General features: G+C 71.2%; 20 protein-coding genes. 5 read left to right on the plus strand and 15 right to left on the minus strand.

The features are described 5' to 3' along the window. Nucleotides 1–630 precede the first annotated feature (630 nt). Nucleotides 631–1,815: an amino acid deaminase/aldolase gene (locus ACWED2_RS11055; RefSeq protein ID WP_449690272.1), complete on the minus strand. Its 1,185-nt coding sequence runs from the start codon at nt 1,813–1,815 to the stop codon at nt 631–633. Between the two features lie 85 nt (nt 1,816–1,900). Between ACWED2_RS11055 and ACWED2_RS11060 the strand changes: the two genes are divergently transcribed. Beyond that, nucleotides 1,901–3,196, plus strand: a complete 1,296-nt coding sequence (locus ACWED2_RS11060; protein WP_449690273.1) for a D-arabinono-1,4-lactone oxidase — start codon at nt 1,901–1,903, stop codon at nt 3,194–3,196. Here ACWED2_RS11060 and ACWED2_RS11065 read toward each other — a convergent pair. Genes ACWED2_RS11065 through ACWED2_RS11075 form a run of 3 tightly spaced genes read right to left on the minus strand, consistent with a single transcriptional unit; the run spans nt 3,193 to nt 5,476 of the window. Then, the gene (locus ACWED2_RS11065) at nt 3,193–4,143 is read right to left on the minus strand and encodes a ribose-phosphate diphosphokinase (RefSeq protein ID WP_449690274.1); all 951 of its coding nucleotides are present in this window, start codon (nt 4,141–4,143) and stop codon (nt 3,193–3,195) included. The two genes, ACWED2_RS11060 and ACWED2_RS11065, sit on opposite strands and share 4 nt — an antisense overlap. Continuing rightward, the gene (locus ACWED2_RS11070) at nt 4,140–4,790 is read right to left on the minus strand and encodes an SDR family oxidoreductase (RefSeq protein ID WP_449690275.1); all 651 of its coding nucleotides are present in this window, start codon (nt 4,788–4,790) and stop codon (nt 4,140–4,142) included. The genes ACWED2_RS11065 and ACWED2_RS11070 overlap by 4 nt, the downstream gene beginning before the upstream one ends. Before the next feature lie 32 nt (nt 4,791–4,822). Beyond that, nucleotides 4,823–5,476, minus strand: a complete 654-nt coding sequence (locus tag ACWED2_RS11075) for a hypothetical protein (RefSeq protein ID WP_449690276.1) — start codon at nt 5,474–5,476, stop codon at nt 4,823–4,825. Nucleotides 5,477–5,898: 422 nt separating this feature from the next. On the opposite strand from ACWED2_RS11075, the gene ACWED2_RS11080 reads away from it, so the two are divergent. Both ACWED2_RS11080 and ACWED2_RS11085 read left to right on the plus strand, forming a co-directional pair. Then, the gene (locus tag ACWED2_RS11080; RefSeq protein WP_449690277.1) at nt 5,899–6,969 is read left to right on the plus strand and encodes an HpcH/HpaI aldolase/citrate lyase family protein; all 1,071 of its coding nucleotides are present in this window, start codon (nt 5,899–5,901) and stop codon (nt 6,967–6,969) included. Then, nucleotides 6,966–7,817 carry an HpcH/HpaI aldolase/citrate lyase family protein gene (locus ACWED2_RS11085; protein WP_449690278.1) on the plus strand — a complete coding sequence of 284 codons (852 nt, stop codon included), beginning with the start codon at nt 6,966–6,968 and terminating at the stop codon, nt 7,815–7,817. Before ACWED2_RS11080 ends, ACWED2_RS11085 begins: the two co-directional genes overlap by 4 nt. A gap of 39 nt (nt 7,818–7,856) precedes the next feature. On the opposite strand, the gene ACWED2_RS11090 is transcribed toward ACWED2_RS11085, so the two are convergent. From ACWED2_RS11090 to ACWED2_RS11130, 9 genes are all read right to left on the minus strand, one after another. Next, complete coding sequence (locus ACWED2_RS11090) at nt 7,857–8,726, minus strand: CU044_5270 family protein (protein WP_449690279.1); 870 nt, start codon at nt 8,724–8,726, stop codon at nt 7,857–7,859. Continuing rightward, entirely contained in the window at nt 8,719–9,240 is a 522-nt protein-coding gene (locus ACWED2_RS11095) for an RNA polymerase sigma factor (protein ID WP_449690280.1), read from the minus strand. The genes ACWED2_RS11090 and ACWED2_RS11095 overlap by 8 nt, the downstream gene beginning before the upstream one ends. Nucleotides 9,241–9,319: 79 nt before the next feature. Then, nucleotides 9,320–10,705 carry an amidase gene (locus tag ACWED2_RS11100; protein WP_449690281.1) on the minus strand — a complete coding sequence of 462 codons (1,386 nt, stop codon included), beginning with the start codon at nt 10,703–10,705 and terminating at the stop codon, nt 9,320–9,322. 9 nt (nt 10,706–10,714) lie between these two features. Beyond that, nucleotides 10,715–11,476: an SDR family NAD(P)-dependent oxidoreductase gene (locus ACWED2_RS11105; protein WP_449690282.1), complete on the minus strand. Its 762-nt coding sequence runs from the start codon at nt 11,474–11,476 to the stop codon at nt 10,715–10,717. Further along, a complete protein-coding gene (locus tag ACWED2_RS11110) occupies nt 11,469–12,239 on the minus strand; it encodes an ABC transporter ATP-binding protein (RefSeq protein WP_449690283.1) in 771 nt (256 codons plus the stop codon). The genes ACWED2_RS11105 and ACWED2_RS11110 overlap by 8 nt, the downstream gene beginning before the upstream one ends. Then, nucleotides 12,236–12,967: an ABC transporter ATP-binding protein gene (locus tag ACWED2_RS11115; protein ID WP_449690284.1), complete on the minus strand. Its 732-nt coding sequence runs from the start codon at nt 12,965–12,967 to the stop codon at nt 12,236–12,238. Before ACWED2_RS11115 ends, ACWED2_RS11110 begins: the two co-directional genes overlap by 4 nt. Continuing rightward, nucleotides 12,964–13,770, minus strand: coding sequence for an ABC transporter permease (locus ACWED2_RS11120; protein ID WP_449690285.1), 807 nt, complete (start codon nt 13,768–13,770; stop codon nt 12,964–12,966). The genes ACWED2_RS11115 and ACWED2_RS11120 overlap by 4 nt, the downstream gene beginning before the upstream one ends. Next, nucleotides 13,770–14,714 (minus strand): ABC transporter permease, encoded by a 945-nt coding sequence (locus ACWED2_RS11125; RefSeq protein ID WP_449690286.1) that lies wholly within the window; start codon nt 14,712–14,714, stop codon nt 13,770–13,772. Before ACWED2_RS11125 ends, ACWED2_RS11120 begins: the two co-directional genes overlap by 1 nt. Beyond that, nucleotides 14,711–16,201: an ABC transporter substrate-binding protein gene (locus tag ACWED2_RS11130; RefSeq protein ID WP_449690287.1), complete on the minus strand. Its 1,491-nt coding sequence runs from the start codon at nt 16,199–16,201 to the stop codon at nt 14,711–14,713. The genes ACWED2_RS11125 and ACWED2_RS11130 overlap by 4 nt, the downstream gene beginning before the upstream one ends. Nucleotides 16,202–16,267: 66 nt before the next feature. Here ACWED2_RS11130 and ACWED2_RS11135 point away from each other — a divergent pair, with 66 nt between their 5' ends. Both ACWED2_RS11135 and ACWED2_RS11140 read left to right on the plus strand, forming a co-directional pair. After that, nucleotides 16,268–17,011, plus strand: a complete 744-nt coding sequence (locus tag ACWED2_RS11135; protein WP_449690288.1) for a FadR/GntR family transcriptional regulator — start codon at nt 16,268–16,270, stop codon at nt 17,009–17,011. Nucleotides 17,012–17,086: 75 nt separating this feature from the next. Beyond that, nucleotides 17,087–18,127 carry a patatin-like phospholipase family protein gene (locus ACWED2_RS11140; protein WP_449690289.1) on the plus strand — a complete coding sequence of 347 codons (1,041 nt, stop codon included), beginning with the start codon at nt 17,087–17,089 and terminating at the stop codon, nt 18,125–18,127. On the opposite strand, the gene ACWED2_RS11145 is transcribed toward ACWED2_RS11140, so the two are convergent. Together ACWED2_RS11145 and ACWED2_RS11150 are read right to left on the minus strand one after the other, a co-directional pair. Further along, nucleotides 18,113–18,697: a class F sortase gene (locus ACWED2_RS11145; protein ID WP_449690290.1), complete on the minus strand. Its 585-nt coding sequence runs from the start codon at nt 18,695–18,697 to the stop codon at nt 18,113–18,115. The two genes, ACWED2_RS11140 and ACWED2_RS11145, sit on opposite strands and share 15 nt — an antisense overlap. Continuing rightward, a complete protein-coding gene (locus tag ACWED2_RS11150) occupies nt 18,694–19,491 on the minus strand; it encodes a hypothetical protein (RefSeq protein ID WP_449690291.1) in 798 nt (265 codons plus the stop codon). Before ACWED2_RS11150 ends, ACWED2_RS11145 begins: the two co-directional genes overlap by 4 nt. Nucleotides 19,492–19,533 lie beyond the last annotated feature (42 nt).

The raw sequence follows: 19,533 nt of genomic DNA on the forward strand, positions 1-19,533 counted from the left end.
TTGTCGGTGGGGACCGATAGACTGGAAGTGGGGGTTCCCCCAGGGAGGGTGGGCCGCGCGCGCGGGGCGGCGGGCGGGGGCCGATCGGCTGGTTGACCGGCAAAGTCGAGGGCCCTTTCAGGTGACCTACCGATGTGGTCAGGTGGCTCACCGGCGTGGTCGGGGTGACTCACCGGCGTGGTCGGGGCGACTCACCAGCCTGGTCGGACTGGCTCACCGGCCTGGTCGGGGCGACTCACCGGCGTGGTCGGGTGGCTGACCGGCGTGAGCGGCAGGCCGCCGGCGTGAGGGGCGAACTGCCAGCCTGACCTGCACCACCCAGACCTCCCCGCAACCCCGATCCGAAGCCAGAACACGGCCGGCAGTGCCGGGTCAAGGCACGCTTTCCCGCCTTGACGCGGTACTGCCGGCCGTAGTCACAATCCCGGCTTCGGGGTGGCGGGCACCGACCCGCTCGCTGCCCGAAAAGGCCCGAGGCACCTTTGACCGCCCGGCGGCCCTCCGAATCCCCACACGACCTGCACAACGACTTTGCCGGAACCCTGCCCGGGAGGGTGGGGCGTTTTTCGGGAGTCTCCCCCGGGGGCAGGTTCGACGTTCCGGGCGTTTCTTCGGGATCCGGCGCCTGAGTCAGCCGAAGTTCTGGTGCTCACCCCGGTACGTCGGGACCGTTCGCTCCACCCGGTCGCCCAGGACCAGGTGGTAGTGGGTGAACCGCTCCGCCAGCTCGCCCGCCTTGGCGTGGCGGAGCCACACGCGGTCGCCCAGGTTCAGCGTTCGGGCTGCTCGGCCCGTCACCGGGGTCTGGACCTCGCCCGCTCCCTCGAAGCCGAGGAACTTCAGGCCCCTCGGCAGGTACGGCTCCGGCTGGCGCGACGGCCCGGTCGGGCCCGAGGCGATGTAGCCGCCCGAGAAGAGCGTTGCGATGTTGCGGGTCGGGCGGCGGACCACCGGCAGGGCGAACAACGCCGCCGGGCGGGGCTTGAAACGCGTGTAGCCGTCGAAGAGCGTGGGGCCGATCAAGCCCGAGCCGGCCGCTATCTCCGTGACCACCGCGTCCGCGCCCGTTGACTCGAGGCTGCCCGTTCCGCCTCCGTTGACGAACTCCAGGGGCGTCACCGCCTGGACCGCTCGGACCGCGTCGCCGCGACGGCGGGCCAGCTCGGCCGCCGATCGGCGTTGCATCCAGCCCACCAGTGCCCGGTTCAGGCGGGGGCCGGCCGCGTCGCCGAGGCCCGCTATCTGGCCTTCGTACGCCATCACGCCCACCAGGCGGAAACCCGGGCGGGCGACGATCTGGCGCGCGAACGTCGAAGCCTGCTTGGCCGTGAACACCGGTGAGCGCCGGGTGCCGACGTGGATGCCCGGGAAGGGGCGCCACGAGGCGTCCAGCTCCAGGCAGACCCGGATCTCCGGGTGGCCGTGGCCGAGAGCGGCGTCCACCAGGTCGAGGTGCGCAGGGGAATCCACCATGATCGCGATCGCCGCGCGGGCGCGCTCGGAGGCGGCCAGGCGGCGGAGGGCCTCGTGATCCGCCGTCGGGTACGCGACGACGATGTCATCGGTCGTGCCCTGCTCGACGTGCCAGATCGCTTCCGCCAGCGAGTAGCACATCAGGCCCTCGAAGCCCGGCATCGTCAGCGCGCGCTCCAGCAGCGCCCGGCAGCGGACCGACTTGCTGACGACGCGGATCGGCTTGCCCGCCGCGCGGCGGCGGAGGTCGGCGGCGTTCGCGTCGAACGCCGCTAAGTCGACCACGGCCAAGGGCGGATCGAGGTCCTTGGTCGCCAAGTCGTACACCGTCGCACTGGTCACGAGGTCTAAAGTACGACACGAAGGCTTGAAACGCGAATACTATTCACTTACTGTTTCGGCACTCACGGATGAAGGGTGCGCGCGCATGACCCGGTGGACCAACTGGGCGGGCACGGCCTCCGCCTCGCCACAACACGTGCACCAGCCGCGCAACCCGGCTGAGCTCGCGGCGACGGTCGCGAGCATCGCCGCGGCCGGCCGCACCGTGCGCCCCTGGGGCAGCGGGCACTCCTTCACCGCCATCGCGGCCGCCGACTCCGACGCGCTCGACCTGCGGCACTGGACCGGCGTGGAACAAGCCGACCTCCAGACCGGGCACGTCACCGTTCGTTCGGGCACCACGCTCCGGGAACTCAACGCCGCCCTCGACGCGCTGGGGCTGGCCATGACCAACCTGGGTGACATCGACGCGCAGACCGTCGCCGGCGCGATTTCCACCGGGACCCACGGCACCGGCGCGAAGCTCGGCGGCCTCGCCACCCAGGTCGTCGCGCTGGAACTCGTCCTCGCGGACGGCTCGGTCGTCGCCTGCTCGGCCGACGACAAGCCCGACCTCTTCGCCGCCGCCCGCGTCGGGCTCGGCGCGCTCGGCGTGATCACCACGGTGACGCTCAAGTGCGAACCGTCCTTCGTGCTGCGCGCGCAGGAACGGCCGGAGCCACTGGAGCAGGTTCTCGAGGGCTTCCACGACTTCGCCGACGAAAACGAGCACTTCGAGTTCTACTGGTTCCCCTACGGCAAGAACGCCCTGGTCAAGCGCAACAACCGGACGGAGACGGCGCAGCCGCTGAGCAAGGTCCGCGAGTTCGTCGACTACCGGATCATGGAGAACGTCGCTTTCGGCGGGCTCTGCCGGACCGGACGGCTGATGCCCAGGCTCGTGCCGTCGCTCGGCAGCTTCGCCTCCAACGTCCTGAGCGCGCGGGAGTACAGCGACGTCTCGCACCGGGTCTTCGTCACCGCGCGCAACGTCCGCTTCACCGAAACGGAATACGCTGTTCCACGTGAATCAGTGCTCGACGTGCTTGCCGAACTACGGGCGGTAGTGCCGACGCTGAAGGACCCGGTGATGTTCCCGGTCGAGGTGCGGGTCGCCGCCGCCGACGACATCTGGCTGTCGACGGCGCAGGGCCGCGACTCCGCCTACATCGCCATCCACCAGTTCGTCGGCATGCCCTACCGCGAGTACTTCGGCGCGTTCGAGAAGATCGCCGGTGCCGTCGGCGGCCGCCCGCACTGGGGCAAGATGCACGACCTCGACGCCGGCGTCCTCCGCTCGCGCTACCCGCACTTCGACGACTTCCTGCGCGTGCGCAAGGAAACCGACCCCAACGGCGTCTTCGCCAACACCTACCTGGACCGGGTGCTCGGCCCGGCCTAAAACAGCGCCGACACCGATTCGCCGTTGTGGATGCGGCGGATCGCCTCGGCCATGGCCGGCGCGATCGAGAGGATCTTCAGCTTCTCGGTGCGTTCCTCCTCGGGCACCGGGACCGTGTTCGTGCAGACGATCTCCAGCACCTCCGGCCGGCTGCCGATGCGCTCGATGGCCTTCGCCGCGAACAGCCCGTGCGTGCAGGCGACCCGGATCGAGCGCGGCTCCAGCTCGGCCAGCCTGTCCAGCAGCTCGAGGACCGTGCTGCCCTTGGCGATTTCGTCGTCGAGCACGATCACGTCCCGGCCGGTGACCTCGCCGATCACCGAAGTGATCTGGACGCGGTCGTCGGGGAAGCGTTCCTTCGCCCCCGCGGCGACCTGGACGCCGAGGAGCCGCGCGAAGTGCGACGCCTCCTTCGCGTTGCCCAGGTCGGGCGAGACGACGGTGGTGCGCGAGAGGTCGTACTGCCGGAAGTGCTTGGCCAGCTCCTGCAGCGCGTGCAGGTGATCCACCGGCACGCTGAAGAAGCCGTGGACCTGCGGCGAGTGCAGGGTCATCGCGAGCACGCGGCTCGCCCCGGCGGTCACCAGCAGGTCGGCGACCAGCCGGCCGCCGATCGAAATGCGCGGCGCGTCTTTCTTGTCGGAGCGCGCGTACGAGTAGTGCGGGATCACGGCGGTGATGCGGGACGCCGACGCGCCGCGCGCCGCGTCGAGCATCAGCAGCAGCTCGACGAGGTGCTCCTGCACCGGCTTCACCAGCGGCTGGATGATGAACACGTCCCGCTCGCGGCAGTTGGACTGGAGCTGCACTTCGAGGCAGTCGTTGGCGAACCGCTGGATCTCGACCGGCCGCAGCGGCACGCCGAGGTGCTCGCAGATCTCTTCGGCCAGCTCGGGGTGCGCGCTGCCGCTGAAGACGGCGATGTCTCTCGAGGCCTGGGTGATCACAGCGCCGCGATCGCTTCGCCGATGGCGTCCTCGCCCGAGATCAGCGTCAGGGTGCGGCGGATCGAAGCGGGCGCCTCGAGCAGGGCGACGAGCACCGCCGCCACGTCGTCACGCGGGATCGGGCCGCGGCCGGTCTTCTCGGCCAGCAGGACCAGGCCGGTGCCGGGGTCGTTGGTGAGCGATCCGGGCCGGAGGACGGTCCAGTCGAGGTCGCGGGCCTTGAGGTCGTCCTCGGCCGCGCGCTTGGCACGCAGGTAGTGCCGGAATTCCTCGGTGACGTCGGGATTCTCCGGGTTGTCGGCGCCGATCGAGCCGACCTGGACGTGCCGCCGGACCCCGGCTCGCTCGGCCGCTTCGGCGAACAGCGCCGCGGCGCCCCTGTCCACTGTGTCCTTGCGGGCGGTGCCGCTGCCCGGCCCGGCGCCCGCCGAGAACACGGCCACGTCGGCGCCCTTCAGCACCTCGGCGACGGCGTCCACATCGGAGTTTTCCAGGTCGAGCACGACGGCCTGGGCACCGGCGGCTTCGAGGTCCGCCGCGTGGGCGGGGTTGCGGATGATCCCGACCGCTTCGTCGCCGCGCGCGGCGAGCAGCCGCTCGAGCCGCAGCGCGATCTGACCGTGTCCACCTGCAATGACGACTCGCATGAGCCGACCCTATCCCGGTGCGAAGGAGCCCGTCAGTCGAGCGACGCGGGGACCTCGGCGGTGCGGAGCAGGTGGTCGTAGACCAGCTCGTTGACCAGGCGGGAGACCGGGTCTTCGGCCAGCATGACGCGCTCGGTACGGCCCTCGAGGTCGAGGTCGACGACCGCGTTCGGGTCGGCGGTCACGACGGCGAGGCCGTACGCGCGAGCGCGCGGCAGGCAGTTGCCGACGTAGTCCTCGGTCAGCACCGCCGGGGAGGGGAGGACCATCGCGGCCTCGCCGTAGCGGGCGAACGGAACCGCGGAGGCCATCGCGGTGCGCCAGTGGCGCGCGACGGCCAGGACGCCGACGATCTCGGCGGCCGGGGCGGGGGCGGTTCCGGCCAGCTCCGGCCAGGTCCAGGTGTCGACGGTGGCGCGGTCGGCCACCGGGCCGGCACCCATCGCGATGCGTTCGGCGTGCACGTCGGTGCGGAGCTTGGCGACCACGCAGACCTTGCGGCCCAGGATCGTGGTCTCGGGGAGGACGATGCCGTTCCAGCCGAGCTGGGCGGCGGCGGCGCGGGCGAGCTCGTCGACGCTCGCGGGGAGCTCGATCGGCGGCACCACGCGGCTCGGCATCGACCGGCTGCGCTTCGCGCCACCGGCGACCGTCGAGCGCTCGGTGTTCTGAGGTGTAGCCGCCACGAGTCCGCCTCCTTCTAACCTGCACCGCTTCGTGACCGGGGGAAACCGGCACCTCACTTGTCTAACAGCGCGGCGGCGCGACGTCGCCGGGTAGTGCGAGTGGCTGCGATCGGCGGCGCCCAGCGGTCGATGACCGGTCGGTAGGCGGTCATCGGACTTCGGTCGAACGGTGCGGCCAACCGAGTGATCGCGGGGTGAGTGGCATTACGGACCGGCAACGGTCGATTACCCGGGGCACGAGCGGCCAAACCGGGTCCGACTAGCCCGGATGGCGCAACAACGGCAAAATCCACAGTGGACGCGGGTCGCTGAGCTGCGGTTGTCCGCCGTCACCCACATGGCGGTGACTTGCACCGCAGCGGTCCGGCGCGCTCGGTACTAAAGTTACCGGCCAGTCACTTAGCCGCCGCCGTGGAGGACCGATGCGCTCCCCGAAGGACTTCTTCGCCCCGCTCGCCCTGGGCGCGCCCGCACCCGTGCGGGAGATCCCGGTGACGCCGTCCCGGATGATCCACTTCTTCGACCCCGGCAACGAGAAGATGGCGGCCAAGGTGCCGGACATCGCGAAGAAGGTCGACGTCCTGCTCGGGAACCTCGAGGACGCGGTGCGCGCCGACCGCAAGGAGGCCGCGCGCGCCGGGCTGGTCGCGATCGCCAAGGCGAACGACTTCGGGAAGACGCAGCTGTGGACCCGGGTCAACAGCCTGGACTCGCCGTGGGTGCTCGACGACCTGGTCACGCTGGTCACCGAGATCGGCGACAAGCTCGACGTGATCATGGTGCCGAAGGTCGAGGGCGCGCAGGACATCCACTACGTCGACCGGCTGCTGGCCCAGCTCGAGGCGCGGGCCGGGCTGACGAAGCCGTTGCTGGTGCACGCCATCCTCGAGACGGCGAGCGGTGTGGCCAACGTGGAGGAGATCGCCGGCGCGAGCCCGCGCATGCAGGGCATCTCGCTCGGCCCGGCCGACCTGGCCGCGAGCCGCCGGATGAAGACGACCCGCGTCGGCGGCGGGCACCCCGGCTACCTGGTGCGCACCGACCCGGTCGGCGACGACCTCACCGCGGGCCGGACGACCTACCAGCAGGACCTCTGGCACTACACGGTGGCGCGGATGGTCGACGCCTGCGCGATGCACGGGATCCTGCCCTACTACGGGCCGTTCGGGGACATCCGCGACGTCGTGGCCTGTGAGGACCAGTTCCGCAACGCGTTCCTGCTCGGCTGCGTCGGCGCGTGGAGCCTGCACCCGGTGCAGATCGACATCGCGAAGAAGGTGTTCTCGCCTTCGCCGTCCGATGTGGCCTGGGCGCGCCGGGTGATCGCCGAGATGGGCGACGGCACCGGCGCGGTGATGATCGACGGGAAGATGCAGGACGACGCGTCGGTGAAGCAGTGCCGCGTGGTCGCCGAACTGGCCGACGCCCTCGCGGCGGACGACCCCGAACTCGCGGCCGCCTACGACGCGGCCACCAAGGAGGCCCTCGGATGACCACGCCCCGGCGTTCGGTGCTGTACATGCCCGGCGCGAACGAACGCGCGCTGGAGAAGGCCAAGACGATCCCGGCGGACGCGCTGATCCTCGACCTCGAGGACGCCGTCTCCCCCGACGCCAAGGAAGCCGCGCGCGAGCGGGTGTGCGCCGCGGTCGGTTCGTACGGCTCCCGCGAGGTGACGATCCGGGTCAACGGCCTGGACACCGAATGGCACGACGCCGACCTGCGCGCGGCCGCTTCGGCCGGGCCGGCCGCGGTGGTCGTGCCGAAGGTGAATTCGGCGGCCGAGGTGCACAACATCGAGCGCGCGCTGGAGCTGGGCGGGGCCCCGGACCACACGAAGATCTGGGCGATGGTGGAGACGCCGGTCGCGATGCTGCACGCCGAGGAGATCGCGGCGGCGTCCGAGCGGCTCACCGTGCTGGTGATGGGCACGAACGACCTGGCCAAGGAGCTGCACGCGGAGTTCGTCCCGGGCCGCGGGCCGCTGCTGGGCGGGCTGTCGCTGTGCCTGCTGGCCGCGCGCGCGACCGGTCGCGTCATTCTCGACGGCGTCTACAACGACGTGAAGGACCTGCCCGGTTTCGAGGCCGAGTGCGAGCAGGGCCGGCAGTACGGGTTCGACGGCAAGACGCTGATCCACCCGGCGCAGGTGGAGCCGTGCAACCGGATCTTCGCGCCGTCCGAGCAGGAGGTCGATCGGTCGCGGCGGATCATCGAGGCCTTCGAGGAAGCCCGGAAGGACGGCCGCGGCGTGGTGACGGTGGACGGCCGGATGATCGAAAACCTGCACGTCGACAACGCGCGGCGGGTGCTGGCGCTGGCCGAGGCCGTCAAGGGCTGAACCCGGTGGCCGGGCTGGTCGCCCGGCCACCGGGGTGGCTCACTTCGGCAGCGAGTCCGTCCACTCGGCACTGACCTCCGCGCCCTGTGGGCCGGTGGCTCCGTAGATGGCGCCGTCCGCGGTTACGAACATCGAGGTGTGGCTGATGCGTGCCGTTGCGGGGTCGACCACCAGGCGGTAGTCCCCGGGCAGCAGGAAACCTCGGCCGCCCGGGACGGGGCCGAGGTCCTGGACGCCGGGGTACGCCGCGATCGCGCGGAAGGCCGCTGCTCGCACGGCCGGGGGCGCCGGCAACGTCGACACCAGCGAGACCGTCGACAGCAGCAGCTCCCGTTCCCGGTCCTCCGCGGTGAACGGGCCCGCGCTCGTCCGGGCGCCGCTGTGGGCGATCGCGTTCACGAGCCAGTCACGCAGCGCCGCCGGGTCGGTGGGCAGGGTCCTGAGCTGCTCGAAGCTCACCGTGGTGCCGGCCAGCCGCAGCGGGGCCAGCCCCAGCGGCAGGACCTTGCCGCCGGACTTCTCGCCGCGGAACCACAGGTGGCCGTCGGCCGAGTACCAGTCCTCGTAGACCAGGTCGTCCGTGGCCGTCTTGACGTGCCAGTACTTGCCGGTGCCCGCCGGGGACCGCTCGGCCACCGTGGCCGCCGCCAGCAGGACCTGCTGACCGGTGACGACCGGAGCCACGGCCTGCGGCTGCGGAGCGGGTGACGGCGAGCCGGGCAGAGTTGCCACCATGACGGCTGCCGCCGCCGCGGCGGCGACCAGGCCGGCGCCGATCGCCAGCGGGCGCACCCGGCGGCGTGGTGCCGCCAGCATGTGATTGCGCAGCCGGTGCCGGCTCCGGTCGACGACGTCCTGGGGCACTTCGCCCGGCGCCAGCGCGGCGCGCAACGTCTGCAGGTCATTCATCGGAGGCCTCCTGGGCGAGAACGGGGGTGAGCTTCTTGCGGGCCCGCGTCAGCCGGGAGCCGACCGTGCCCGGGGAGATGCCGAGTGCCTCGGCCACTTCGGCGTAACCGAGGTCGCCGAGCGCGACGAGCAGCAGGACGTCGCGCTCGCCGACGGACAGCTGGGCCAACGCCTTTCCCAGCCGCGCGACCGTCACCGAAGCGACGACACGGCTTTCGTGGCCTTCGGCGGCCTCACGCGGGTCGAGCCGGGAGAGCGCGCGGTAGTGCCGGGCCTCCTTGCGGCGGTGGCGGGAGACCAGGTTCGTCGCGATGCCGAAGAGCCAGGCACGCAGGTCGCCACGGGTGGCGTCGAACGTCTTCCGGCGGTCGAAGGCGACGAGGAACGTCTCCGCGGCGACGTCCTCCGCCACCTGCGCGCCGAGGCGCCCGGCGACGTACCGGTGGATGTCCGCGAAGTAGCGGTCGTGCACTTCGGTGAACTGCTCGCTGCCGAGCACCGGGGCCGCCGTCATGGGGCTGCCTCTGTCATGGGGTTCCTTCCCGTCGGCGACAGCTTCACCCCTGCTTCGCCGAAGGTCCGGAACTCCTTCCCTACCCGATCGGCCAGGGCCGCTGCGGCGGGCGGAGCCGCTCGTACGCCGCGGCGGCGCGCAGGACGCCGAGGTCGTCGAAGCGGCGGCCGGCGAGCTGGAGGCCGATCGGGCGGCCGTCGTCGGTGTAGCCGCAGTTCAGCGACACCGCGGGCTGGCCGGACATGTTGTACGGCACGGTGAACGCGATGTGCTCGAACGGCCGGGCCGGGTCGTTCGTCGGCGACGCCCACTCCGCCGGCGGCGCCGCGACCGGGCAGGTCGGGGACAGCACGACGTCGAACGCCGAGGTCGCGCGCAGGGCCGCGACACTGATCTCGTCGATCTGCGCGAAGCCGCGGTAGACGTCCACACCGGACGCGTTCGCGCCGCCCGCCGCCCAGTCCGCGATGTACGGCAGGACCTTCGCGCGGCGGTCGGGCGGCAGGGCCGTCATGTCCGACCACGCCCGCGTGCGCCAGAACACGTCCAGCCCCGTCAGCATGGAGCGGGTGAGGAACGGCTCGACCGGCTCGACGACCGCGCCCGCGGCTTCGAACGCCCGGGCCGCCGCGGTGACGGCGTCGCGGATCGCCGGGTCCACCGGGAGCCCGGGACCGGACTCGAGCTGCAGGCCGACGCGCAGGCCGGCCACCGGGAGATCCAGGGAAGCCCAGTCGAACTCCGACGGCGGCAGGCACAGGTGGTCGCGCGGGTCCGGGCGCGAGAGCACGCTCATCAGCAGCGCCGTGTCGGCGACCGTCCGGGTCATCGGGCCGGCGACGCGGCCGAGGAACGGTGGGACGACCGGCACCCGGCCGAAGCTGGGCTTCAGCCCGGTGAGGCCGCACCAGCCCGCGGGCAGCCGGATCGAGCCGCCGATGTCCGTGCCGACGTGGAGCGGGCCGTAGCCCGCGGCGGCCGCGGCGCCGGCGCCCGCGCTGGACCCGCCGGGCGTGGCCGAGAGCTGCCACGGGTTGCGGGCCGTCGGGTGGAAGCTCGACAGCCCGGACGTCAGCATGCCGTAGTCCGGCATGGTCGTCTTGGCCAGCACGACGGCGCCGGACTCGCGGACCCGCGCGGCCGCCGGGGCGTCCTCGGTGGCCGGGACCAGCGCGGTCGCCGCCGTGCCCAGCGGCACCGGCGTGCCGCGGGTCGCGATGTTCTCCTTGAGCGTGAGGGGAACGCCGTCGATCGGGCCCAGTGGTTCGCCGGCCGCCCAGCGTGCTTCGGACGCCTTCGCGTCTTCGCGAGCGCCTGACGGGTCGTACGCGTACAACGCGTGCAGCTCCGGCTCTCGCGCTTCGATCCGCGCGACAACGGCTTCGGTCACCTCGACGGGCGAGAGCGTCTTCGCGCGGTACTGGGCGACAAGCTCGACAGCGGTCAGGTCAGGCAGCTCGGTCATGGACGCTCCTCACGAAGCTGGCGGGTCGAAGCGGCCGTCGACGGCGGTCCAGCCACCGTCCACGGCCAGGACAGAGCCGGTCACGAACGACGAAGCGTCCGAAGCGAGGTACACGACAGCTCCGGCCAGCTCCTCCGGACGCGCCCAACGGCCCAACGCGCCCTTCGCCGCGTACGCGTCGTACCACTCGGGGTTCGCCTTGATCTGCGCGGTCAGCGGGGTCTCGACGACGCCGGGCGCGATCGCGTTGACCCGGACACCGGACGGCCCGAACTCCGCCGCCGCCGTCCGGAACAGCTGGACGAGCCCGGCCTTCGTCGCCGCGTACGGGCCCTGGCCGGGCTCGACGGTCGTCCCGCGGATCGACGAGAAGCCGATGATGCTCCCCCGGCCCTGCGCGACCATGCCGGCGCCGAAGACGCGGACGACCTCGAACGCCACGCCGAGGTTCAGCGCGACGACCCGGTCGAACTCCTCGCGCGTGTAGTCGAGCAAGCGTTTGCGGACGTTGACCCCCGCGGTCAGCACCACGATGTCCTGCGGTCCGAGGTCGGCCGCCGCGCGATCGACGGCGCCGGGTTCGAGCAGGTCGACCTCGTACGCCTCGCCGGCGCCGGTTTCGCGCGCGGCCTCGAGGTCGACGTCCGCGCACACCACCGAAGCGCCGTGCGCGGCCAGCGCCCGCGCGGCTTCGCGGCCGATGCCGCCCGCGCCGAGCACGACGGCCCGCCGGCCGTCGAGCCGGAACAGCCTCGAATAGTCGTCAGTCATCGACACCTCCGCGCAGGCGGGCCAGCTCCGCGCGCAGGTTCGGCGCGGCGGCCAGCAGTTCTCGCGTGTACTCGTGCTCCGGCGCGTCGTAGACCTGCGACACGTCACCGAGTTCGACGATCTCGCCCCGGCGCATCACCGCGACCCGGTCGCAGACGTGCCGGACGACGCCGAGGTCGTGCGACACGAAGACCAGCGTCAGCGCGAACTGCTCGACCAGCGAGCCGAGCAGGTCGAGGATCTGGCCGCGCACGGAGACGTCGAGCGCGCTGACCGGCTCGTCGGCGATCAGCACGCTCGGGTTCGGGGCCAGCGCGCGGGCGATCGAGATCCGCTGCCGCTGACCGCCGGAGAACTGGTGCGGATAACGCCCCGCCGCGTCCGCGGGCAGGCCGACGGCGGCGAGCAGCTCGGCGACGCGGTCCGGCTCCCGGCGGCCGAGCGGCTCGGAAACGATGTCCAGCACACGCATCCGCGGGTCGAGCGAGCCCATCGGGTCCTGGAAGACGATCTGCAGCTCCGAGCGCAGGAAGCCGAGGCGGCGTTCGGGCAGGTCGTCGATGCGCCTGCCCTGGAACGAGACCGTGCCTGCCGTCGGCTTGTCGAGCGCGGCCAGCAGCCGGACCAGCGTGGACTTCCCGGAGCCGGACTCCCCGACGATGCCGAACCGCTCCCCCGCCTCGACGTCGAAGCTGACGCCGCGCAGGGCGTGCACGTCCCGGCGGGCGTAGCGGCGTTCGAGGTCGCGGACTTCGATCATCATCGCCGGGCCCCCAGGTCCGAGGCGTCGAGGAGCTTCCGCGTGTAGGCGTGCGAAGGCGACGTCAGCACTTCGCGCGTCGAGCCCGCTTCGACGATCTCGCCGTCCAGCATCACCAGCACGCGCTCACACACCGACGCCACGACGGCGAGATCGTGCGTGATGAACAGCAACGCGCTCTCGGCGGGCAACGACGCCTTGATCAGCGAAAGGATCTGGGCCTGCACGGTGACGTCGAGCGCGGTGGTCGGCTCGTCGCAGATCAGCAGCGACGGCTCGTTGGCCAGCGCCATCGCGAGCACGACCCGCTGCCGCTGCCCGCCGGAGAGCTGGTGGGGGTACGCGCGGGCGGTGCCCGGCAGGCCCACCGCGTCGAGGAGCTCTTCCGCGCGGTGGCGGCGGCCGTGGATCCGCCCGGGTTCGGTGACCTGACGGCCGACGCGCATGGCCGGGTTCAACGCCGTCATCGGCTCCTGGAAGACCATGGCCAGCTCGTCGCCGCGCAACCGCGACAAGTCCTTTTCGGACATTCCGAGCAGCTCGCGGTCACCCAGGCGCACCGAACCCGACGCGCGCAGCTCCTCGGGCAGCAGGCCCATGATCGCCAGCGCCGTCAGCGACTTCCCGGACCCGGATTCGCCGATCAGCCCGACGCGTTCGCCGGCACCGATCTCGAAGGAGACGTCCCGGACCAGGTCACCGACCCGGAGTCCCGACACCGAAAGCGTCATACGCGCGCCGCCAATCGGGGATCCAGGCGGTCGCGGAGGCCGTCGCCGAGGAGGTTGAAGCCGAGCACGGCGACGGCGATCGCGATGCCGGGCACCAGCGCCAGCCGCGGCTGCACGGTCAGCAACTCTTGGGACTCCTGCAGCATCCGGCCCCACGACGGCGTCGGCGGCCGCGTGCCGAAGCCGAGGAACGACAAGGCGGCTTCGGCGAGCACGGCGATCGCGAACGACACCGACGCCTGCACGATCAGCAGGCCGGAGATGTTCGGCAGCACGTGCCGCAGCGCGATGTTCAGCCGCGACCGGCCGCCCGCGCGGGCGGCGAGCACGAACTCGGTGCTCATCACCTGCAGCGTCCCGGACCGGGCAATGCGGGCGAACGACGGGATCGTCGCGATGCCGATGGCGACCATCGCGGTCAGCGTGTCCGCCCCGAACACCGCGCCGAACATGATGGCCAGCAGCAGCGCGGGGAACGCGAGCACGAGATCGTTGACCCGCATGACGAACTCGCCGAGCCACCGCGGTGACATCCCGGCCAGGACGCCCAGCGGCGTGCCGATCACCGCGGCGATGCCGACGGCGACGACCCCGACGTACAACGTCGTGCGGGCGCCGACCATGAGCTGGCTCAGCAGGTCGCGGCCGAACTTGTCGGTGCCGAACCAGTGGGAGCCGGTGAAGCCGAGCAGCCGGTGGGCCGCGTCGACCTTCACCGGGTCGAACGGCGTCCACGCGAACGACAGCAACGCGGCCACCACGACCAGCCCGACGAGCACCCCGCCCAGCACCAGATTGCGCATCAGGAACCTCGCAATCGCGGGTCGAGCACGGTGTAGAGGACGTCGACGACGAAGTTGACCAGCAGCACGCCGACCACCAGCACGAGCACGATCCCCTGCACGGTCAGCAGGTCACGCGCGGAGACGGCGTCCAGCAGCATCGAGCCCAGCCCGGGCAGCACGAACACGCGCTCGACGACGACCGCGCCGATCAGCAGCGTCGCGAGCTGGAGACCCAGGACCGTCACCACCGGAACCGACGCGTTGCGCAAACCGTGCCGCACCAACGCCTGTCCCGGCCGCAGTCCCTTGGACCGCGCGGTGCGCAGGTAGTCCTGGCCGAGCGTGTCGAGCACCGCCGACCGGACGTACCGCGTGAGCACCGCGCCTTGGACCAGCCCCAGTGACAAGGCCGGGAGGATCAGCCCGTGGAAGAACTCGCCGAAGTCCTGGTTCGGTGGCGTCCACCCGCCGGACGGCAGCCACCGCAGCTGCACGGCGAAGATCTGCACGAGGATGATCCCGGCGAGGAACGCGGGAACCGCGACGCCGATCTGCGACAGCCCGGACACACCCGCGCCGGCCGCCTTCCGATGCTTCACCGCGGCGAACGTGCCTGCGGGAACGGCGATCACCAGCGCCACCAGCATGCCCGCGCCGACCAGCCACAGCGTCACGCCGAGGCGGTCGAGCAGCTGCGGGCCGATCGCCTCGCGCGTCACGTACGAGCGGCCGAAGTCGCCGTGCAGCACGCCGCCGATCCAGTCGAAGTACTGCGTCACGAGCGGGCGGTCGATGCCGAACTCCGCGCGGGTCTTGGCCAGCAGCTCCGGCGTCGCGTTGACGCCGAGCGCGACCTGCGCCGGGTCGCCCGGCAGCACGGCCATGAACAGGAACACCACGATCGACGCGACCAGCACGCTGACCACGAAGATCGCCACCCGGCGCAGCACCCGGGCGGTCATCGCGGCGCCAGCCCGGTGAGGTCGAAGGACTCGCTGACCTGGTTCTGGACGAACCCGCCGACCTTCGTCTTCGCGACGATCACGTTGGGGAACAGGAAGAGCCAGTCCGCGGCCGCGTCGGCGTTCAGCTGCCGCGCCACCTGTTTCATGTCCGCGACCTGCTGCTCCGGCGTCCCGCTGTCGGCCTCGGCGAGCAACTGCTGGACGCGCTTGCCGTCGTAACCCCAGTAGTACTTCGGCTTCCCGAACGTCGTGATGTCCCTGGCCTCGACGTGCTGGATGATCGACAGGTCGTAGTCGTGGTCGGTGAACACCTGCTTGAGCCAGACGGCCGGGAAGTCGAGCGGCTCGATCGTGGTCCGCACGCCGACGTCGGCGAGCTGCGACTGGACGACCTGCGCGGCCGACACCGCGTAGGGCAGGTTCGGGATCCGCAGCCGCAGGTTCAGGTTCGTCGCGCCGGCTTCGGACAGCAACGCTTTGGCGTGCGCGGGATCGAAGCGATAAACGTTCGAAAGGTCCTCGTACCAGGGGTCGGTCGGCGGGACCATGCTGCCGATCAGCGTGCCGCGACCAGCCCAGGCCGTGTCCAGCAACGCCTTCCGGTCGATCGCGTACGTCAGGGCCTGGCGCACGCGGACGTCGTTCAGCGGCGGCCGCGCGTTGTTCATGGCCAGGGTGACTTCGGAGTTCGTCGTGCCCTGGACGACCTGGAACCGGTCGTCGGCCTGGAACTGCGGGATGGAATCGGGTGCGGTGATCGCCGAGATGACGTCGATGCCGTTGCTGAACAATGCGTTGTTCAGCGCGGTCGGGTCCTTGATGTACTTGAGGACCACCGTCGAGTACGCCGGTTTCCGGCCCCAGTACCCGGGATTTGCCTTCAACACCACGGAGTCGCCGCGCTTGCGCGCCGAAACGACGTACGGCCCGGTGCCGACCGGCTTGTTCGCCAGGTCGGCGACGCCGGTGGGGCTGAACATCGCGCCGAGCCGGCTGGTGAGGCTGAACAGCCAGCCGTTGGACGGCTTCGAGAGCACGACCCGCGCGTGGTCCGGCGCGACGACGTCGACGTGGTCGATGACGTCCATGTTCGCCTTGATCGAGATGGTCCAGTCGGTCTTCACGCGCAGCAGCGAGAACTTGACGTCCTCCGCGGTGAAGGGCGCGCCGTTGCTGAACTCGACGCCTTGCCGCAGCTGGAAGTCGTAGGTGCGGCGGTCCGGGCTGATCGTCCACGACTGCGCGAGCAGTGGCACGATCCGGCCCTGCGCGTCGAGCTTCACCAGTCCTTCGTAGACGTTGTAGAGCAAGGCCTGCGGGATGGCGGCGCCGTCGGTGCGGGTGAAGTCGAAGTTCGCCGGTTCCGCGGTGAAGCCGACGGAAAGCGTGCCTGGACCAGCGGAAACACTGGCCGACGAGCCGGCCGAGCAACCGGACACCACGAGCAGCAGCGTCGCTGCCAGCACGTGAAGTCGGGCTTTCATCCAGCCTCCGGGTAAGTACACTGGTCTGACCAGTAGCCTGCACCGAGCGCACGACGAGGTCAAGGGATGCGGTTCGAACCGGTGGCTCCGGTCCGCGCGTACGAGCGGGTCGTCGAGCAGATCGAGCAGGCCGTGGTCAGCGGCGCGCTCAAACCGGGGGAACGCCTGCCGAGCGAGCGCGAGCTGATGACGCAGTTCGGCGTCGGCCGCTCGACCATCCGCGAAGCCCTGCGCGTGCTGCAGGCGGCCGAGATGATCCGGTCGCGGCCCGGGGACCCGCGCGGCCCGGAGGTGCTGGCCGCCTCACCCGCCGCGCTGCACCGCTCGATGCACCGGCTCGCCCGCGCCGACCACGTCGGGCTCGCCGAGCTGCTGCAGTTCCGGATGATCCTCGACGGCTCGGCCCACCTGCTCGCCGCCGAGCTCCGCACCGAAGCCGACCTGACCGGCCTCGACGCGGCCCTGGAATCGATGCGCGAAGGCGTCTCGCGCGGGTATGCCGAGTTCAGCCGCGCCGACGTCGCCTTCCACGAGGTGATCGCGCGCATCTCCCGCAACCCGCTGCTGGTGGTCAGTGAAGAGGTCGTGCGCGGGGTCGTGCTGGAACTGATCGAGGACAAGCTCGAGCACGCCAGCAACCGGACGTCGTTGATGCGCACCTGGCTCGCCCACCACGCCGAGGTGCTCGACGCGATCCGCGCGGCCGACGGCACGGCCGCGGCGCACCTGGCCAAACAGGCGTTGTACGACAACTACGCCGAATACGTCCCGGCCGGGCAACGCCCGCTGCTCGCGCCGTTGCTGCAGTGACCTCCGGGGCTTCGCCCCGGGCCGGGGGCTCCGCCACCCGGAGCCCCCGAAAGCTGCGGTCCTAAACTCGGCCACGTGGACGCGGCGAAACGGGACGGTGTCGGCCTCGCGCTTTCCGGCGGTGGCTATCGCGCAATGCTTTTCCACGCCGGCGCGCTGTGGCGGCTCAACGAGCTCGGCTGGCTACCGAAGCTGACCACCGTCTCCAGCGTCTCCGGCGGTTCGATCGCGGCCGGGGTGCTCGCGCACGCGTGGCACAAGCTGTACTTCGGCGAGGACGGCGTCGCGGAGAACTTCGGCAAGGAAGTCGTGCAGCCGCTGCGGAAACTCGCCCGCACCAACCTCGACGTCCCGGTCACGCTGAAGGCGATGTTCATGCCGTGGCGAAGCGCCGGAGAAGAACTCGCGCGCCGCTACGCGAAGCACCTCTTCGGCGACTGCTGCCTCGCGGACCTCGACCCGGCCGGGCCGAACTTCGTGTTCACCGCGACCAGCCTGCAGGACGGCTCGCTGTGGTGGTTCTTCCGGCAGCCGGGCCCGCACGGGCAGATCCCGCTGGCCACCGCGGTCGCGGCGTCGTCGGCCTTCCCGCCGATGCTCTCGCCGGTCGTCATCGACGACCCGCACCAGCCCGGCCGCAAGATCGTCCTGAGCGACGCGGGCGTGTACGACAACCTCGGCCTCGACCCGATCGAGAACCAGCGGGCGACCGTTCTGGTCAGCGACGCGGGCAAGAAGATGAGGCACGAGGCCAAGCCGAGGCACAACTGGCCGATGCAGCTGCTGCGCGTGCTGACCGTGATGGACAACCAGGTCCGCGAGCTGCGCACCGGCTCACTGCTCAAGTCCTATGAGGACAAGACGTACGCCGGGACGTACTGGGCGACCTACAGCGACATCGAGAACTTCGAACTGCCGGACGCCCTGCCCGCCCCCGTCGGGCAGACCAGGAAGCTCGCCGAGACGAAGACCCGGCTGACCCGGATGTCCGAAACGACGCAGGACCAGCTGATCAACTGGGGTTACGCGGTCTGCGACGCGGGCATGCGGCGCTGGGTGTGCCCCGGGACGTCGTTGAAGCCGGAGTTCCCGTACCCGGGCTCAGGCGTTGGCTAGCTTCGCGTAGACGACGATGTTGTCCTTATAGCTGTGCTCGGCGTGGTCGAACGCGCCACCGCAGGTGATCAGCCGCAGTTCCGGTTTGTCGCTGTTGCCGTAGACGGCGTCGCGCGGGAACGTCTCCTTCGGGACCTGGGTGACGCGGTCGACGACGAACTTCAGCTGCTTGCCGTCGCTGCGGTCGATGTCGACCTCGTCGCCGGGCGCGAGGTCCTTGAGCTTGTAGAAGATGCCGGGCTTCTTGTCGCCGTCGACATGCCCGAGCACGATCGCCGGGCCGACGTCGCCGGGCACCGGCGAGAGCTTGTACCAGGCCGCCTGCATCGGCGTGTGCACCGACGGCACCGAGATCGAGCCGTCCGGTTTCACGGCGACCGCGAGCAGGCTCGACTCGGCGCCGATCTTCGGGATCTTCACCGACGTCGGGCGGATTCCCTTGAACGGCACGGTCAACGGCACCGAAGACGGGACCGGGGCGGGCGCCGCGGCCGGCGACGGCTCGGCAGTGCCGCACCCGGCGAGGGCCAGCACCAGGGCGAGCGCCGCACCCGCCCGGCGAGCCGTCACCAGGCCGTGCCGCCGAAGCCGGTCTCGACCCCGCCCTTGGGCGCGACCTTGACCTGGGCCTTCGGAGCGGCGTTGCCGGCGGGCGTGGAGCCGGTCGTGATCGGCGCGGTGCTCGAGGCCGGGGCGCCGGACGACGGCGTGCTGGTGACCGTGCTCGTGGCCGTGCTCGTCGCGGTCGCCGTCACGGTCACGGTCGAGGTCGGCGGCTGCGGCTTCTGCTCGAACTCGACGGTCCCGTTGCCCTCGACACCTCCGCAGGTCCAGCTGAACTTCGCGGTGGTGGTGCCGGCCGGGGCGTCGACGACGCGCACGGAGTAGTTCCACAGGCGGCCGTCGGCCTCGTCCTGGTCCGGGCCGCCGGTGACGCTGAGGTACTGGGTGGCGACCGCACCGGGCCGGCCGGCCGCGCAGGCGATGACCAGGACGCCCTCGCCGCCGAGGCCGACGAAACCGTGCCCGACGTTGTCCTGGTAGCCGTCGCCCTTCGGGAGCTCCTGGGTGTCACCCTTGAGCTCGGGCTCCGCCTTGGGCGCGACCCGCTGCTTTTCGGTGGTCTTGACGTCACCGTTCGTGCGCTGCGACGGGGTCGTCGCCGAGGTGGACGAAGGCGCCGTGGTGCTCGTCGGGCTGCTCGAGGTCGAAGTTTCCGAAGTCGACGTCTCCGAAGTGGACGTCGTGGTTTCCGTGGGTGACGTGCTGGTTTCCGTCTGCGCCAGCGCGGCGGGCGTGGCGGCGAAGGTGGCGAGCGCACCCGCGAAAACGACCCCGGCGACCCTGCTCAGCGTTCTGCCCACAATGTACTCCCAACGCCGTGACCTGCGATGTTGCGACTATCG

The sequence above is a fragment of the Amycolatopsis sp. NPDC005003 genome, assembly GCF_053600695.1.

Excerpts from the sequence above, each read along its gene's own strand:
- ACWED2_RS11080 (WP_449690277.1), top strand. The coding sequence starts at position 5,899 with ATGCGCTCCCCGAAGGACTTCTTCGCCCCGCTCGCCCTGGGCGCGCCC.
- ACWED2_RS11120 (WP_449690285.1), bottom strand. The coding sequence starts at position 13,770 with ATGCGCAATCTGGTGCTGGGCGGGGTGCTCGTCGGGCTGGTCGTGGTG.
- ACWED2_RS11115 (WP_449690284.1), bottom strand. The coding sequence starts at position 12,967 with ATGACGCTTTCGGTGTCGGGACTCCGGGTCGGTGACCTGGTCCGGGAC.
- ACWED2_RS11070 (WP_449690275.1), bottom strand. The coding sequence starts at position 4,790 with ATGCGAGTCGTCATTGCAGGTGGACACGGTCAGATCGCGCTGCGGCTC.
- ACWED2_RS11095 (WP_449690280.1), bottom strand. The coding sequence starts at position 9,240 with ATGACGGCGGCCCCGGTGCTCGGCAGCGAGCAGTTCACCGAAGTGCAC.
- ACWED2_RS11105 (WP_449690282.1), bottom strand. The coding sequence starts at position 11,476 with ATGACTGACGACTATTCGAGGCTGTTCCGGCTCGACGGCCGGCGGGCC.
- ACWED2_RS11110 (WP_449690283.1), bottom strand. The coding sequence starts at position 12,239 with ATGATGATCGAAGTCCGCGACCTCGAACGCCGCTACGCCCGCCGGGAC.
- ACWED2_RS11135 (WP_449690288.1), top strand. The coding sequence starts at position 16,268 with ATGCGGTTCGAACCGGTGGCTCCGGTCCGCGCGTACGAGCGGGTCGTC.
- ACWED2_RS11125 (WP_449690286.1), bottom strand. The coding sequence starts at position 14,714 with ATGACCGCCCGGGTGCTGCGCCGGGTGGCGATCTTCGTGGTCAGCGTG.
- ACWED2_RS11100 (WP_449690281.1), bottom strand. The coding sequence starts at position 10,705 with ATGACCGAGCTGCCTGACCTGACCGCTGTCGAGCTTGTCGCCCAGTAC.
- ACWED2_RS11085 (WP_449690278.1), top strand. The coding sequence starts at position 6,966 with ATGACCACGCCCCGGCGTTCGGTGCTGTACATGCCCGGCGCGAACGAA.
- ACWED2_RS11130 (WP_449690287.1), bottom strand. The coding sequence starts at position 16,201 with ATGAAAGCCCGACTTCACGTGCTGGCAGCGACGCTGCTGCTCGTGGTG.
- ACWED2_RS11090 (WP_449690279.1), bottom strand. The coding sequence starts at position 8,726 with ATGAATGACCTGCAGACGTTGCGCGCCGCGCTGGCGCCGGGCGAAGTG.
- ACWED2_RS11060 (WP_449690273.1), top strand. The coding sequence starts at position 1,901 with ATGACCCGGTGGACCAACTGGGCGGGCACGGCCTCCGCCTCGCCACAA.